The 14,772-nt window shown below is 40.3% G+C and carries 17 protein-coding genes; 2 read left to right on the top strand and 15 right to left on the bottom strand.

Translation table 11 applies throughout. The features are described from left to right. Positions 1-331 precede the first annotated feature (331 nt). The 14 genes from ftsX to HT723_RS09270 all read right to left on the bottom strand — a co-directional run bounded on the left by ftsX (position 332) and on the right by HT723_RS09270 (position 11,665). A complete protein-coding gene (gene ftsX, locus HT723_RS09335) occupies positions 332-1,258 on the bottom strand; it encodes a permease-like cell division protein FtsX (protein ID WP_000625541.1) in 927 nt (308 codons plus the stop codon). Further along, entirely contained in the window at positions 1,251-1,943 is a 693-nt protein-coding gene (ftsE, locus tag HT723_RS09330; protein ID WP_000022265.1) for a cell division ATP-binding protein FtsE, read from the bottom strand. The genes ftsX and ftsE overlap by 8 nt, the downstream gene beginning before the upstream one ends. A gap of 17 nt (positions 1,944-1,960) precedes the next feature. Then, a protein-coding gene (gene prfB, locus HT723_RS09325) for a peptide chain release factor 2 (RefSeq protein ID WP_100127798.1) occupies positions 1,961-3,056 on the bottom strand; the annotation gives its coding sequence in 2 pieces (ribosomal slippage) (positions 1,961-2,983 and positions 2,985-3,056; 1,095 coding nt in all). Between the two features lie 107 nt (positions 3,057-3,163). Continuing rightward, positions 3,164-3,820, bottom strand: a complete 657-nt coding sequence (locus HT723_RS09320; protein ID WP_000268665.1) for a CBS domain-containing protein — start codon at positions 3,818-3,820, stop codon at positions 3,164-3,166. Between the two features lie 309 nt (positions 3,821-4,129). Next, positions 4,130-4,840 (bottom strand): ABC transporter ATP-binding protein, encoded by a 711-nt coding sequence (locus tag HT723_RS09315; RefSeq protein ID WP_000062200.1) that lies wholly within the window; start codon positions 4,838-4,840, stop codon positions 4,130-4,132. Further along, positions 4,840-5,604, bottom strand: a complete 765-nt coding sequence (locus HT723_RS09310; protein WP_001185997.1) for an ABC transporter ATP-binding protein — start codon at positions 5,602-5,604, stop codon at positions 4,840-4,842. Before HT723_RS09310 ends, HT723_RS09315 begins: the two co-directional genes overlap by 1 nt. After that, entirely contained in the window at positions 5,604-6,560 is a 957-nt protein-coding gene (locus HT723_RS09305; protein WP_000662290.1) for a branched-chain amino acid ABC transporter permease, read from the bottom strand. Before HT723_RS09305 ends, HT723_RS09310 begins: the two co-directional genes overlap by 1 nt. 3 nt (positions 6,561-6,563) lie before the next feature. Continuing rightward, complete coding sequence (locus HT723_RS09300) at positions 6,564-7,433, bottom strand: branched-chain amino acid ABC transporter permease (RefSeq protein ID WP_000941428.1); 870 nt, start codon at positions 7,431-7,433, stop codon at positions 6,564-6,566. A gap of 116 nt (positions 7,434-7,549) precedes the next feature. After that, positions 7,550-8,710 (bottom strand): ABC transporter substrate-binding protein, encoded by a 1,161-nt coding sequence (locus HT723_RS09295; protein WP_000726145.1) that lies wholly within the window; start codon positions 8,708-8,710, stop codon positions 7,550-7,552. 102 nt (positions 8,711-8,812) lie between these two features. Further along, positions 8,813-9,061, bottom strand: a complete 249-nt coding sequence (locus HT723_RS09290; RefSeq protein ID WP_000462126.1) for a YlbG family protein — start codon at positions 9,059-9,061, stop codon at positions 8,813-8,815. Positions 9,062-9,139: 78 nt separating this feature from the next. After that, a complete protein-coding gene (gene clpP, locus HT723_RS09285; RefSeq protein ID WP_050242379.1) occupies positions 9,140-9,730 on the bottom strand; it encodes an ATP-dependent Clp protease proteolytic subunit ClpP in 591 nt (196 codons plus the stop codon). Between the two features lie 173 nt (positions 9,731-9,903). Then, a complete protein-coding gene (gene upp / locus HT723_RS09280) occupies positions 9,904-10,533 on the bottom strand; it encodes a uracil phosphoribosyltransferase (protein WP_000515974.1) in 630 nt (209 codons plus the stop codon). Between the two features lie 88 nt (positions 10,534-10,621). Next, positions 10,622-11,089, bottom strand: coding sequence for a cytidine/deoxycytidylate deaminase family protein (locus HT723_RS09275; protein ID WP_000136973.1), 468 nt, complete (start codon positions 11,087-11,089; stop codon positions 10,622-10,624). A gap of 18 nt (positions 11,090-11,107) precedes the next feature. Further along, positions 11,108-11,665: a TetR/AcrR family transcriptional regulator gene (locus HT723_RS09270; protein WP_000004132.1), complete on the bottom strand. Its 558-nt coding sequence runs from the start codon at positions 11,663-11,665 to the stop codon at positions 11,108-11,110. 124 nt (positions 11,666-11,789) lie between these two features. On the opposite strand from HT723_RS09270, the gene HT723_RS09265 reads away from it, so the two are divergent. Next, the gene (locus HT723_RS09265) at positions 11,790-12,635 is read left to right on the top strand and encodes a DegV family protein (RefSeq protein WP_172935084.1); all 846 of its coding nucleotides are present in this window, start codon (positions 11,790-11,792) and stop codon (positions 12,633-12,635) included. Positions 12,636-12,693: 58 nt separating this feature from the next. Continuing rightward, entirely contained in the window at positions 12,694-13,869 is a 1,176-nt protein-coding gene (locus tag HT723_RS09260) for an NAD(P)/FAD-dependent oxidoreductase (protein ID WP_172935083.1), read from the top strand. Positions 13,870-13,911: 42 nt separating this feature from the next. Here HT723_RS09260 and HT723_RS09255 read toward each other — a convergent pair whose 3' ends face one another. Then, a complete protein-coding gene (locus tag HT723_RS09255) occupies positions 13,912-14,652 on the bottom strand; it encodes a MerR family transcriptional regulator (RefSeq protein ID WP_172935082.1) in 741 nt (246 codons plus the stop codon). Positions 14,653-14,772 lie beyond the last annotated feature (120 nt).

Below are 14,772 nucleotides of genomic sequence, written 5' to 3'. Positions count from 1 at the left end.
TTTAATTTTTTTTGTAAAGGCTTTTATTCAAAAAAATCCTCTTTTTTCAAAAATTTTCTAGGTGCTAAATTTCAAGTTCAAATTAGCCATCAAGAATCTTCTCTGAGCAACTTCTTTATACTCTTCGAAAATCTCTTCAAACCACGTCAGCGTCGTCTTACCGTATATATGTGACTGACTTTCTACAACCTCAAATCAGTATTTTGAGCATCCTGTGGCGAGCTACCTAGTTTGCTCTTTGATTTCCATTGAGTATTAGAAGTCCCTTTTCAAAAACTCTTGTAGCAAAAAAGGAGATTTTACAACCTCCTCATAAAAATAATTATTTTACCTAAATCTTCAAGAATCGGCGCATGGATATTCCTGATCCCAATGAACCAATGAAAATCCCAATCACAAATAGTAGGGCAATCATCAAAGGACTAAATAAATCTGGACTAATCATGGATAGATTTTGCCCTACCAACGATTTGTTGACAGATTGGTAAACCATTTGATAAACAATAAAGACCAAAACAGATGGTGCGATAGCTCCCAATAAACCGATAAAGGCTCCTTCTAACAAGAACGGTCCACGAATATAACTGTTTTTAGCTCCGACCAAGCGCATGATTTGAATTTCGCGACTACGAGAAATAATGGTAATACGAATGGTATTTGAAATCAAGAAAACTGCGACAAAAATTAACAAGGCAGCAATCCCTAGTCCCCAAACACGGATAAATGAAGCTAACTTGAAGAGTCTTTCTGTATTGGCACCGCCATCTTGAACCTCAGAGACACCTTCAATTTTTTTAGCATCTTCGGCTATAGTTTTTACATCATTTGGAGTGTTTGCCTCTACAATATAGGCATCATAGAGAGGATTGGCATCTCCTTCAAAGATTTTCCAGTTATCTCCCATTGTCTCAGTTAATTTTTCATATTGTTCTTCTTTACTTGAAAAGGTAACACTCTTAACCGTAGACATGTTCTTCAAAGAATCATATACCTTGTGGTAGTCATTATTTGTAACAGTTTGACCTTCTTTTTCAATTGTCTGACTGTTATCTTCCACATCCTTTCGGATATAAACTACTACACGGACATTATTTTCAATATCTGTAGCTAGTTTCGCTGTATTGAAAATAACAGATGCAAATATTGCCACCAAGGTCAAAGTAATCATGACTGAACTGACAGCAGCTACTGTCATCCAACCATTTCGTTTCAAACTTTTTAAGGCTTCAAATAAATGGCGAAAAAATCTACTAATCATCGTATCCATACTCTCCTTTTGATTCGTCACGAACGACACGGCCATTTTCAATGGCAATGACACGGTGGCGCAAGGTATTTACAATCTGGCTATTATGAGTCGCCATCAAAATAGTTGTCCCTTGTAGGTTAATCCGTTCCAAAAGATTCATAATTTCCCATGAATTATCAGGGTCCAGGTTTCCTGTTGGTTCATCGGCTATCAATACTTTGGGATTATTTACAATGGCACGCGCAATCGCAATCCGCTGTTGCTCTCCACCTGAGAGCTCATTTGGGAAAGAACGAACCTTGTGCTTCAAGCCAACCAAGTCCAAAACTTCCATCACTCGTTTTTTGATATTACGGCGATTTTCTCCGATTACTTCCATAGCGTAAGCAATATTTTCATATACCGTTTTCTTTGGCAACAATTTATAATCCTGGAAGACAACCCCAACACTACGACGTAGAAGTGGGACATCTTTCTTTTTAATCTTAACTAGATTAAAACCAGCAACTGATAGGCTTCCTTTATCGATTTTTACTTCACGATACAGAGAACGAATAAAAGTTGACTTCCCTGCTCCTGAAGGTCCTACGATGTAAGCAAATTCTCCCGGTTGAACGCTGACCGAAACACCGCGTAGGGCAGTCGTTCCGTTGTCGTATTTTTTAACGACATCTCTCATTTCAATGATTGACATGTGAGTTCCTTTCTATCTTAGCTGATTCGCCACTTGAGATAGGCATCGATAAAACCATCTAGGTCTCCGTCCATAACCTTATCTACCTGAGCAACCTCAAAGCTAGTTCGGTGATCTTTTACCATAGTATAAGGAGTGAAGACATAAGAACGGATTTGGCTTCCCCATGTGATTTCTTTTTTCTCACCCTTGAGGGAATCTACCTCCGCAGCTTTCTTTTCTTGCTCCATTTGATAGAGCTTAGCCTGCAACATCTTCATGGCACGATCTCTATTTCCATACTGGGTACGATCCACTGTTGATTGAACAACAATTCCAGTTGGAATGTGGGTTAAACGTACACCTGTTGAAACCTTATTGACATTTTGTCCACCGGCACCACCTGAACGGAAGGTATCCATCTTGATGTCATCTTCCCGGATTTCCACTTCAATGGTATCGTCCAACTCAGGCATCACTTCTACGGATGTGAAAGATGTATGGCGACGTTTGGCAGAGTCAAATGGTGAAATTCGCACCAAACGGTGTACCCCCATTTCTGACTTGAGAAGACCATAGGCATTAGGCCCTTCAAATGATAAGGTTACTGACTTGATACCAGCTTCATCCCCTGCTTGGTAATCCAATACTTCCACTTTAAAGCCTTTAGCATTACCATAACGAGTATACATACGAAGCAACATATCACCCCAGTCCTGAGCCTCAGTACCACCAGAACCTGGATGGATTTCCAAGATGGCATTGTTGTGGTCATAAGGTTCTGACAAGAGTAGAGTCATCTCATAGCTGGTCATCATCTTATCAAGTTCGGCTAACTGCTCTACCAGTTCTTCTTGAACTGACTCGTCTTCAGCTAAAAAGTCCAATAAAATTTCGACTTCATCCTGCAACTCTTCCATTTTGTGGAAGGTGTTATAGGTGTTTTTTAATTCATTTAATTCTTGCGACGTTTTTTGGGCCGCAATATTATCATTCCAAAAATCAGGTTCTGTCATCTTGTTTTCCAAGATGGCAATCTCTTCCTCTAGCCCTTCGAGGTCAAAGAGACCCCCTGAAAGAAGCTAATTTTTCACGATTTGCGTCAATTTTTTGACGGATTACTGAAATGTCCATAAATACTCCTTTTTTACATCATTTCATTATAGCATATTTTATCATTTCTTTCCATCTTTTGCTATAATCCCTTTTTTATGAAAAAAGAAGCCTTTCGGCTTCCCTTCTTACAAGACTTTTGCTGAAGTGCGAGTGATTTCTTCCACTTGAATACCATTTGCTTCAAATTTTTCTTTCAAGGCTGGCAAATCAATTGATCCATCGATTTGCACTTCGATAATGACCTTACCATCCTTACGCGGAATATTGACTGTATGGGAGATATTCAAATTTTCTTCAACGATTAGAGAAACAATCTTACCAAGAACGCCAACTTCATCTTCTGTAACAAAGCGCACACGAATTCCTTCTTCTCCATAACCAGCAATTTCAAGAAAGGCTTGGAAAACGTCACGGTCCGTAATAACCCCATAGACTTGATGGTTATCTACTACAGGAAGAATACCAATCTTGTTTTTCAACATCAGATAAGTTGCATCTTCTAGACTCGCATAGCCTGAAACAGTGACAACATCGCGAATCATGACATCTTTTACTTTTGTCTTATTTAGAAGATAATTCATCTCATAGATAGAAAGACTGGTTGCTTTTGATGGGCTAGCTTGGGCAATGGTTCCCTCAGTTACCAAACCAACCAATTGATCATTTTCGATAACAGGCAAGCGGTGCAACCCTTGCTCTCTCATCAAATCTGCTGCATGAGATACTGTTGTATCTGGACTAATATAAACTACCTTGCGGGTCATAAAATCTTTAACTGCCATGAGACTTCTCCTTTTCTATTCTTATCCCTATTATACAATCTTTTTGTAAATCTATCAAACGCTTACATTTCTTTTTCAAAATTCAGAAAAGTATGAATAAGCTAGCAAAAAGAGCTCTAAAATCGAGCTCTGTGAATGAAAGCAAGATACCTTTCATTCGATTTTATTTCAATTATCAGAAGCTAACCTTCCAGTGCAGATGAGAATTGCTTCGCAATCTTCATCCACCGACTAAAAAGGTCCCCCGGACTATAATGATGATTACTTCGTAATCCTCATCCACCGACTAAAACAATCCACTGGATTGTTTTAGCCACCCAGATACGCTTTTCTGACTTCTTCTGATGAGGCGAGTTCTTTTCCTGTTCCTGATAGAACGATTTTCCCTGTTTCCAATACATATCCTCGGTCAGAGATTGCGAGTGCTTTATTAGCATTTTGTTCAATCAAGAGGACGGTTGTTCCTTGCTTCTGAATATCTTGAATGATATCAAAGATCTCTTGAATAAAGATTGGGGCAAGTCCCATTGAGGGTTCATCTAAGAGAAGAAGTTTTGGTGTTGACATAAGAGCGCGTCCCATGGCAAGCATTTGTTGTTCTCCTCCTGAAAGAGTGGCTGCATCTTGGTTCTTGCGTTCTTCAAGACGTGGGAAGCGTGAAAAGACCTTCTTCAAGTTAGCTTGATTTTCTTCACGATTTTTCTTTAAAAAAGCTCCCATTTCTAGATTTTCCATAACAGTCAAGCCAGGAAAGACGTGGCGTCCTTCTGGAACTTGTGAAAGCCCACCTGCTACGATTTTTTGAGCTGGCATTTTTTGGATTTCTTGACCTAAAAATTCAATCTTTCCAGAGCTTGGTCTAACCAAACCAGACAAGGTACGGAGAATGGTTGTCTTACCTGCACCATTGGCACCGATAAGGGAAACAACTTCTCCTTCATTCACTTCAAAGCTTACATCACGGACTGCTTGAATCATACCATAATGCACAGAAAGATTATCAACTTTTAACATAGACATTAGGCTTCACCTCCTAGATAAGCTTCGATAACGCGTTTATTGGTCTTAATTTCATCTGGAGTTCCTTGAGCAATTAAACGGCCATATTCAAGTACGTAGATACGTTCTGTTACTTCCATGACCAGATTCATATCGTGTTCAATCAACATGATTGTAATCTTAAATTCATCTTTGATACGACGAATTAACTCAGTCAATTCGGCTGTTTCCTGCGGGTTCATACCTGCGGCTGGTTCATCCAAAAAGAGAATTTTAGGTTCCGTAGCGAGGGCACGAACAATTTCCAAACGACGTTGTTGTCCGTAGGCAAGATTTTTAGCTAGAGTTTCTGCATCACCATCTAAATCAAAGATTTTCAGCAATTCCAAGGCTTTAGCCTTTAATTCTTTTTCACTCTTGTAAAAAGCTGGTAAGCGCAAAAAACTAGCAAAAACATGTTGTTTGTGATGGTTACCAAAGGCAATCAAAACATTGTCCAAAACGGTTAAATCTTTAAAGAGACGGATATTTTGGAATGTACGTCCAAGTCCCAAAGAAGCAATCTTATAAGGTGACTTTCCATTCAAAAGGTGACCATCTAAGGTTACTGTTCCCTCACTTGGTTCATAAACACCCGTCAAGAGGTTGAAAAGGGTGGTTTTCCCAGCTCCATTTGGACCGATTAGTCCAACCAGTTCCCCTTCGTTCAATTCAAGAGTCACATCTCCAACAGCTGTTAGACCGCCAAAATGTTTGGTTAACTGTTTTACTTCAAGTAATGCCATTAGTTTTGTTCCTCCTTTTTAGATTTTTTAAAGAAACGTGATAGGCTCAATTCCCATGTTCCAAGGAGTCCACCTGGTCTGAAAATCATTACCAATACCAAGGCCAAAGCGTAAATAATCATACGCACGCTGGCAACATCTTGGAGAAGCATATTCAAAATTCCCAGAACAATAGCCGATACAATGGCACCTGTAATGGAACCAAGTCCACCAAATACAACAATGATCAATACGTTGATTGAGTTGATGAAAGTGTAATCTTTCGGTACAACTGAACCGATAAATCCTGCCTGAAGTGACCCTGCAATACTTGCAGTAATAGCACCAAAGACAAAGGCGATGATTTTAATCTTAGTCGTATTAACCCCAACTGACTCAGCAGCGATTTCATCCTCACGAACAGAGAGGGTTGAACGACCAATTGGGCTACGCAAGAAGTTCAAGGTTGCAATGGTTGTAATCACGACAAAGAAGTAAACCATTTGCCAAGTTGTAAAGTTAGGAATTCCTAAGATACCTGCCGCACCATTTGTAAGGCTTCCACCATTGATGATAAAGATACGAATAATTTCAGAAACACCTAGAGTTGCTACTGCAAGATAGTCCCCCTTCAAGCGTAAGGTTGGAATTCCGACAAGCAAGGCAACTGCTCCTGAAAGCAAAGCCCCTACAAGCATGGCTCCAAAGAAGGCACCGTAGGTTGGTGATTTAGAACCAATAATAGCTGCTGCATAGGCACCAATCGCCATGAAACCAGCATGCCCAAGTGAAAATTGTCCTGAAAAACCAACGATTAAGTTGAGACCAACAGCCAGAATAATATTAATTCCGATTTGTTGTAAAATCTGTACATAGAACAGATTGAGTACTCCGACTGAAACCAGTACACTAATCAAGCCATAGCCAGCTAACAAAAGGAGTAACCATAGAATATTAACTTTTAAATTTTCTTTCATCGCTTACACCTTCTCTTTCACATTCTTACCAAGGATACCAGCTGGGCGGACAATCAAGATCAACAACAAGATTCCATAAACAATGGCATCACGGAAGTCTGACATCCCAAATGCTGTCGCAAAGGTTTCCAATAAACCAATCACAAAACCACCAAGAGCCGCACCAGGAATAATCCCGATACCACCAAGTACCGCGGCAACGAAAGACTTAAGACCTGGAGTAACCCCCATCAAAGGCTCAAGAGAGTTATAATAAAGAGCAATCAGAACACCAGCCGCCCCCGCAAGAGCAGAACCCAAAGCAAAGGTAAAGCTGATAGTCCGGTTCACATTGATCCCCATCAATTGCGCTGCATCACTATCTACGGATACTGCACGCATGGCTTTCCCCATCTTGGTCTTTTGGACAATGACTTGTAACAAAATCATCAAAAGCAAGGAAATGGCCAAGATCATTAACTGCACATTTGTTAGGCTAACTGGTCCCAAATCATAGCGAACTGTTTGAATCGCTTGAGGGAAGGCACGGGTATTGGCACCAACCAGATAGACCATGCCATACTCCAGTAGGAAAGAAACCCCAATAGCTGTAATCAAAACAGCAATACGAGTAGAGTGACGCAAAGGTCGGTAAGCAAGGAACTCAATCACGACACCAAGGATGGCTGTCGCTAGCATCGCTACAATAAGCGCTACAAAAAAATTCATTTGGAAAGAATTGATCAAGAAATAACCAATAAAGGCTCCCATCATATAAATATCACCGTGGGCGAAATTGATGAGCTTGATAATTCCGTAAACCATGGTATATCCTAGGGCTAACAGCGCATAAACACTACCTAGAATCAAACCATTTACTAGTTGTTGGAGCATAAGATTCACTCTTTCTATATATAATTCCGAGGTTTTTCCCTCACTTTTTGATAGGTTCTTAAACATCGAAACAGGGAGTGAGTCAAAGGCTCATTCCCTATTTCAACATTTTTCTATTATGGTTTTACAACTTCTGCTGCTTCAACCTTACCATTGTTCATGGTCATCATGTAAGCAGTTTTAACTGTGTTGTGGTCCGCATCGAAGCTTGTTTTACCAGTTACACCTTCAAAGTCTTTTGTTTTAGCAAGATTATCCTTGATTTCACCTGAGTTTTTAGCACCTTTTGCTGCGTTTGCTACAAGGTGAACTGAGTCATAAGCCAAGGCTGCAAATGTTGAAGGCTCTTCATTGTACTTAGCGCGGTAAGCGTCAAGGAAGGCTTTGGCTTTAGCTGAAACTTCTACAGTAGTTGAGAAACCTGAGATAAAGTAGATGTTTGATGCTTTTTCAGCAGTTGCTTGTTGTACAAACTCTTCACCGTTAAATCCATCACCACCAACGATTGGTTTGTCAATTCCCATACCACGCGCTTGGTTTACAATCTTACCAGCCTCATTATAGTAACCAGGAACAACGATAGCATCAAAGTCTTTCCCTTTCATTTTTGTAAGGGCTGCTTGAAAGTCTGTGTCACCTGCTACGAAAGTTTCATCTGCAACGATTTCACCCTTGTATGACTCGCGGAAAGATTTGGCAATCCCTTTAGCATAGTCACTGGCATTGTCAGTGTAAAGAACAACTTTCTTAGCATTTAATTTTTCAGAAACATAGTTTGAGATAATTTTTCCTTGGAAGCTATCTTGGAAAGTTCCAATAAAGAGGTAATCTTGACCTTTAGTCAATCCATCTTGAGTCGCACTTGGTGAGATCAATGGAACACCTGCTTTTGTAGCGTTCGCTACCGCAGCTGCAGTCGCACCAGATGTCGCAGGTCCTACGACTGCTGATACTTTAGATTGGGTTACAAGGTTAGTTGTAACTGAAGCAGCCTCAGCTGTTTCAGACTTATTATCTTTATCGACTACTTCGATTTGTTTTCCATCGATACCACCTGCGGCATTGATTTCATCAACAGCCAATTGGGCACCTTTTTGTTCAGCTGTTCCGTATGCAGCTAAAGAACCTGATTCTTCAAAGTTAAACCCGATTTTAATTGTCTTTTCCTCTACTGAGTTACCAGCAGTGTTGACTGCTCCAGACTTCACTTCTCCACAGGCTGCAAGAAGTGCTACACTTGCAAGCGCCACAAACGATAGGGCAAATTTTTTCTTCATCTTTTTTTGTCTCCTTATTTCTTAAATAGTCTGTTAAGAATATATCGAATTATCAGAAAATTGTCAACACTTTTCTTTAAATTTTTATCTGATAACGTTTTCCTATCGGTAAAGGTTACCCACAAAGGGTGTTTCCAGCTCTTGGATATGACAAACTCTGACTTTTTTGATAAACTTTTCCTTGCTCAAGCGCCCGACCAATTGCTCCACTTCTTGAGTTGGAACATAGAGTTGTAAGTAACGATGTTTCTTGGAATGATAGGTAATATCTCCATAATCCTGCAGTTTTTTGGCATCACGATTATAGTAAAGATAGATAATCAAGCCAGATCGATTGACTTTTTCAAACATGATAAATCCTCTTTCTAAGAAATCTCCCCCTATTATACCAAAAAAAGCAAACCCAGTCGAGTTTGCCTTCTATCAACATTAGTTCAATGAATTGTTGGCCATGATTTCATCAATAAAGCCATATTCAAGTGTTTCTTGGGCACTCATCCAGTTATCGCGTTCTGCATCTGCATGGACTTTTTCGATTGACTGACCTGAATTTTCAGCCAATATTTTTTCCAAGGTATGACGAGTTTTAAGCAAGTGTTCTGCAGCAATCGCCATATCGGTTTGTTGAGTACCTCCACCTGTACCGCCCATTGGTTGGTGAATCATATACTCTGCATTTGGAAGCATGAAACGCTTGCCTTTTGCTCCACTTGATGCAATGACCGTCCCCATAGATGCAGCCATTCCCATAACGATGGTTTGGACATCTGCCTTGATAAAGTTCATGGTATCAACGATTGCCAAGCCAGCTGAAACAGAACCACCAGGTGTGTTGACATAAAGGTAAATATCTTTTGTACTATCTTGGGCATCCAAGAAAAGCAATTGGGCAATAACTGAGTTAGCCATATTGTCTTCAACTGGACCTGTCAGCATAATGATGCGGTCTTTTAAAAGACGTGAGTAAATATCGTAGGAACGTTCTCCACGGCTTGTTTGTTCAATAACTACAGGAATCATTTATTTCTCCTTTTGAGTTTTATTTTTGTTGGTCAAATGACTGAAGATAAGACTATTATAATATTTTGGTCAAAAAAGGTCAGATTTTTGCTCTGTTTTCATTAGAACAGAAACAAAAATTCAACCTCCTTTCGTGACTGGAACTTCTTTTCCAAGTCATTCTCTTTTTAATTTTATTTTGTACCGAACAAGCGGTCTCCAGCATCTCCAAGACCTGGAACGATATAACCGTGTTCGTTCAAACGTTCATCCAAGGCTGCTGTAAAGATTTCTACATCTGGATGAGCTTCTTGAAGAGCTTTTACACCTTCTGGTGCTGATACAAGGCAGACAAATTTGATATTTGATGCGCCACGTTTTTTAAGCGAGTCAACAGCCAAGATTGCTGAGCCACCTGTTGCCAACATTGGATCTACTACAAAAATTTGACGTTGGTCAATATCTTCAGGCAATTTTACCAAGTATTCAACTGGTTGAAGCGTTTCTTCATCACGGTACATACCGATGTGACCAACCTTAGCAGCTGGAACCAAGCTCAAGAGCCCATCGACCATCCCGATACCTGCACGTAAGATTGGAACGATGGCCAATTTCTTACCTGCCAATTGTTTTTGAACTGTTTTTGTAATTGGTGTTTCGATTTCCACATCTTCTAGTGGAAGATCACGAAGTACTTCATACCCCATCAACATTGCAATCTCATCTACTAGCTCACGAAAAGCTTTTGTAGAAGTATCTGTACGACGCAAGATTGACAATTTGTGTTGAATCAGCGGGTGATTAATAACTTCAATTTTTCCCATTTTTGGAATTCCTTCTTTCAATTTATTCTTCTTATTATACCAAAAAACGGTTTAAAAATCTTTCTAAACTATTTATTTTTGATAATTTTTACATTAGATCTGCCTCTTTAAGAGCTGCCTGTACTGTCTCAAGTGGTAAATGGGTCAATTCTGTCCCTTTTTCTTGATAAAGGTATTGGGCATAGTCGTCCATTCGGTACTGGTTAATATAAACCACGCGCTTGCAGCCGACCTGCAATAATTGTTTGGTACAGTTGAGACAAGGAAAATGGGTCACATAGGCTGTAAAGCCTTTAGGAACACCACGTTCTGCACCTTGAAGGATAGCATTGACCTCAGCGTGAAGGGTGCGAACACAGTGTCCTTCGATGACCAGACATTCGTGGTCAATACAATGCTCGGTTCCTGACACCGAACCATTGTAACCAGTGGAAATAACCTTATTATCTTTTACCAGAATCGCGCCCACTTTGGCACGTTTACAAGTGGAACGATTGGCAATTAGTAATGCTTGGGCTGCAAAATACTCATCCCAGGCCAGTCTCTTTTCAGTCATCTCTTTTCTCCTTTTTCTCTATTTTTTAAAAAATGGTAACCGTAAATCCGCTATCTTTTCAGCAGGTACCTTCATGCCATCCTTGATCCATTTTAGAAGGACAGAGACGATGGCCGAACTCCAGAAGGAATGAAGATAAGAGCTGACACCTTTTGATTTTCCATGGTATTTTTCTAGAAATTCCTGCATGGCTTGGACAAAGATTTTTTCCAGATGGTAATCTAAGGCAAGTTGAATCACTCTGGCTTCCTTTCTTGCTTCTCGGAAAAGGTGAACCCAGACCAGATAAAGGTCTGTCTTTAAATCATAATGATGCAACTGTTCCATGATGTTGTGGACACTCCGTTTAAAGACACTCTCTAAAATTTCCTCTTTGGAATCATAATTGCGATAAAAGGCTGCACGCGAAACGCCTGCACGTTTGACCAATTCAGAAATACTAATCTTGGTCAAGTCCTTTTTTTCCAAGAGTTGTAAGAGGGCTGTTTCAATGGCTTCTCTAGTTAATAAATTGGATTCTTGGTTTGATTTTCTGAGATTTTCAAGAGACTTTTCAGAGATTCTACGTTCAGACATAACATTTTCTTTCTACTTGTCACAACAGACGGATGATGCTTTTGTTTCAAGGGTTTTCATGATATAATTGTAAAAAAAGACAGAACCTTTGTCAATGTATAACTGACAAAGATGGAGAATTTCTATGACTTGGAAGATTATTGCTGACTCTGGTTGTGATTATCGTCAACTGCCAACACCAGCTATTAACACAACCTTTGTAAGTGTCCCCTTAACCATTCAAGTAGCTGATCAGGTCTTTGTTGATGATGCCAGTCTTGATATTGACCATATGATGGAAACCATGTATGCAACCGCAGAAGCTTCAAAATCAGCTTGTCCAAGCCCAGATGATTATTTGCGAGCATTTGAAGGTGCCAAAAACATTTTCCTAGTAACCATCACTGGTACTCTTTCTGGTAGTCACAATAGTGCTCAACTGGCCAAGAATATTTATCTGGAAGAACATCCTGACACTAAGATTCATGTAATTGATAGTTTGTCTGCTGGTGGAGAAGTTGACTTGCTCGTAGAAAAATTAAATGACTTGATTGACCGGGGCTTATCTTTTGAAGAAGTGGTTGAAGCTATCACCGCCTATCAAGAAAAAACTAAGTTGCTCTTTGTCCTAGCCAAAGTCGATAACTTGGTGAAGAACGGCCGTTTGAGCAAGCTTATCGGTACGGTCGTTGGCCTTCTAAATATCCGTATGGTTGGGGAAGCTAGTGAAACTGGAACCCTCGAATTGCTACAAAAAGCAAGAGGAGCAAAGAAGTCAGTTCAAGCAGCCTATGAAGAGTTAGTGAAAGCAGGATATGCTGGTGGCCGTATTGTCATGGCCCAACGCAATAACGAGAAATGTTGCCAACAGCTTTCAGACCGAATCCGTGAAACCTTCCCACAGGCGGATATTAAAATTCTCCCAACATCTGGTCTCTGCAGTTTCTATGCAGAAGATGGCGGTCTGCTGATGGGCTATGAAATTGATTAATTGCATTCTTGACAAGAGGTAACCATCATCTCTTGTTTTTTTGTGGTACAATAGAGCTATGAAACATTTTGATACTATTGTCATCGGTGGAGGACCTGCTGGTATGATGGCTACGATTTCCAGTAGCTTTTATGGACAGAAAACCCTCCTCATCGAAAAAAAACGGAAACTTGGAAAAAAGTTAGCTGGGACTGGTGGGGGACGTTGCAATGTGACCAACAATGGTAGCTTGGACGACCTACTAGCTGGAATTCCTGGAAACGGACGCTTTCTTTACAGTGTTTTCTCCCAGTTCGATAATCATGACATCATTAACTTTTTTACGGAAAATGGGGTCAAACTTAAGGTCGAGGACCACGGACGCGTCTTTCCTACTAGTGACAAGTCTCGTACCATTATCGAAGCCTTGGAAAAGAAAATCAATGAGCTCGGTGGTCAAGTTGCTACTCAAACCGAGATTGTTTCGGTTAAAAAGGTGGATGACCAATTTGTTCTTAAATCAGCTGACCAAATCTTCACTTGTGATAAACTGATTGTCACAACTGGTGGAAAATCCTATCCTTCCACTGGTTCGACTGGTTTTGGACATGAGATTGCCCGTCATTTTAAACACACCATTACCGAGCTTGAGGCTGCTGAAAGTCCATTATTGACGGATTTTCCACACAAAGCACTTCAGGGGATTTCACTAGACGATGTGACCTTAAGCTATGGAAAACATGTCATCACGCACGATCTGCTTTTTACCCACTTTGGTTTGTCTGGCCCTGCTGCTCTGCGTATGTCTAGCTTTGTCAAGGGTGGGGAGGTTCTCTCACTGGATGTTTTCCCTCAACTTTCTGAGAAGGACTTGGCTACATTTCTAGAAGAAAACCGGGAAAAATCCTTGAAAAACGCTTTAAAAACCTTGTTACCAGAACGCTTGGCCGAATTTTTTGTACAAGGATATCCTGAAAAAGTCAAACAGCTGACTGAAAAGGAACGAGAACAGCTTGTCCAGTCCATTAAAGAACTTAAAATTCCTGTAACTGGAAAAATGTCCCTTGCAAAGTCCTTTGTTACCAAGGGTGGAGTCAGTCTCAAGGAAATCAATCCTAAAACCCTTGAAAGTAAGCTGGTACCTGGCCTCCACTTTGCAGGCGAAGTTATGGATATCAATGCCCACACGGGTGGCTTTAACATCACTTCTGCCCTCTGTACCGGCTGGGTGGCGGGAAGTCTGCATTATGATTAAAGAACTTTTAATAGAAAAAATCGGAAGATTACTCCTCCGATTTTATTTTGCTTGAGTTTGGACATAGTGGGCAATGACATCTGATGTGTACTGGGCTGTTCCAGTACCAAATTTGTCAATATTTTCCTTAAACTCTGGGTTATAGACGTAGCCTTTACCGATATGACCGAATACTTCAATAGTACAATCAAATCCATAAGTACGAATGGCTTGCAAGAGCTTGGCTGTTTGCTCTTGGTTTTCAGTTGCTGTTACAGGCAGACCAGCTTGAAGATTTTGTGCTAAGGCTTGAAAAACTTGGTTGAAGGCAGCCGTAGCCTCGTCTTCGTGACCTTTCTGGCGCTCCAGCGCTTGGTCCATGACTTCTTGTCCATATTTCTCTACCGCCTCTTGGTGGTATTTTTGATGGTCTTGGTAGTTAAATCCAGCAAATTTCTCTTGAATGCTCATTTCTCTTTCTCCTTTTTGTTCTTGAATGGTTTTTTGCAAGGTTGAAATCAAGGTATCCAGATGTTCCCTTTCTCGAGTCAAATAGTCCAACTGCCTGGTCAAATGAGGCAATAAATCTGTCCTTTCTTCCTTTAATAGCTCTGCTATCTTTTCTAAAGAAAAGCCTAGATATTTGTAGTAAAGAATGACCTGAAGGCATTCCAAATCCTCCTGACTGTAGGTTCGATAGCCATTTTCCGACTTTAAAGGAACCAAAAGTCCTATCTTATCGTAGTGGTGTAGGGTCTTGACAGAGACGCCCGAAAGCTGCGCAGCTTCTTTTATATGGTACATGATTTCCTCCTTACATTGATATTATAACCCCTCCCCTTAGGTCAGAGTCAAGCGATTTTGCGAAATTTTTTACTTTATCATAACATGAAAATGGTTTTCTTATACTATCCTAAAATCAAA

Origin of the sequence: Streptococcus sp. 2106 (assembly GCF_013277315.1) — a bacterium.
Classification (GTDB): Bacteria; Bacillota; Bacilli; order Lactobacillales; family Streptococcaceae; genus Streptococcus; species Streptococcus pseudopneumoniae.
This window is presented reverse-complemented; position numbering and strand designations above follow the sequence as displayed.

Excerpts from the sequence above, each read along its gene's own strand:
- HT723_RS09260 (WP_172935083.1), top strand. The coding sequence starts at position 12,694 with ATGAAACATTTTGATACTATTGTCATCGGTGGAGGACCTGCTGGTATG.
- ftsE (WP_000022265.1), bottom strand. The coding sequence starts at position 1,943 with ATGTCAATCATTGAAATGAGAGATGTCGTTAAAAAATACGACAACGGA.
- HT723_RS09275 (WP_000136973.1), bottom strand. The coding sequence starts at position 11,089 with ATGACTGAAAAGAGACTGGCCTGGGATGAGTATTTTGCAGCCCAAGCA.
- HT723_RS09265 (WP_172935084.1), top strand. The coding sequence starts at position 11,790 with ATGACTTGGAAGATTATTGCTGACTCTGGTTGTGATTATCGTCAACTG.
- HT723_RS09300 (WP_000941428.1), bottom strand. The coding sequence starts at position 7,433 with ATGCTCCAACAACTAGTAAATGGTTTGATTCTAGGTAGTGTTTATGCG.
- HT723_RS09270 (WP_000004132.1), bottom strand. The coding sequence starts at position 11,665 with ATGTCTGAACGTAGAATCTCTGAAAAGTCTCTTGAAAATCTCAGAAAA.
- HT723_RS09295 (WP_000726145.1), bottom strand. The coding sequence starts at position 8,710 with ATGAAGAAAAAATTTGCCCTATCGTTTGTGGCGCTTGCAAGTGTAGCA.
- HT723_RS09315 (WP_000062200.1), bottom strand. The coding sequence starts at position 4,840 with ATGTCTATGTTAAAAGTTGATAATCTTTCTGTGCATTATGGTATGATT.
- clpP (WP_050242379.1), bottom strand. The coding sequence starts at position 9,730 with ATGATTCCTGTAGTTATTGAACAAACAAGCCGTGGAGAACGTTCCTAC.
- upp (WP_000515974.1), bottom strand. The coding sequence starts at position 10,533 with ATGGGAAAAATTGAAGTTATTAATCACCCGCTGATTCAACACAAATTG.
- HT723_RS09310 (WP_001185997.1), bottom strand. The coding sequence starts at position 5,604 with ATGGCATTACTTGAAGTAAAACAGTTAACCAAACATTTTGGCGGTCTA.
- HT723_RS09305 (WP_000662290.1), bottom strand. The coding sequence starts at position 6,560 with ATGAAAGAAAATTTAAAAGTTAATATTCTATGGTTACTCCTTTTGTTA.
- HT723_RS09290 (WP_000462126.1), bottom strand. The coding sequence starts at position 9,061 with ATGTTTGAAAAAGTCAATCGATCTGGCTTGATTATCTATCTTTACTAT.
- HT723_RS09255 (WP_172935082.1), bottom strand. The coding sequence starts at position 14,652 with ATGTACCATATAAAAGAAGCTGCGCAGCTTTCGGGCGTCTCTGTCAAG.
- HT723_RS09320 (WP_000268665.1), bottom strand. The coding sequence starts at position 3,820 with ATGGCAGTTAAAGATTTTATGACCCGCAAGGTAGTTTATATTAGTCCA.
- ftsX (WP_000625541.1), bottom strand. The coding sequence starts at position 1,258 with ATGATTAGTAGATTTTTTCGCCATTTATTTGAAGCCTTAAAAAGTTTG.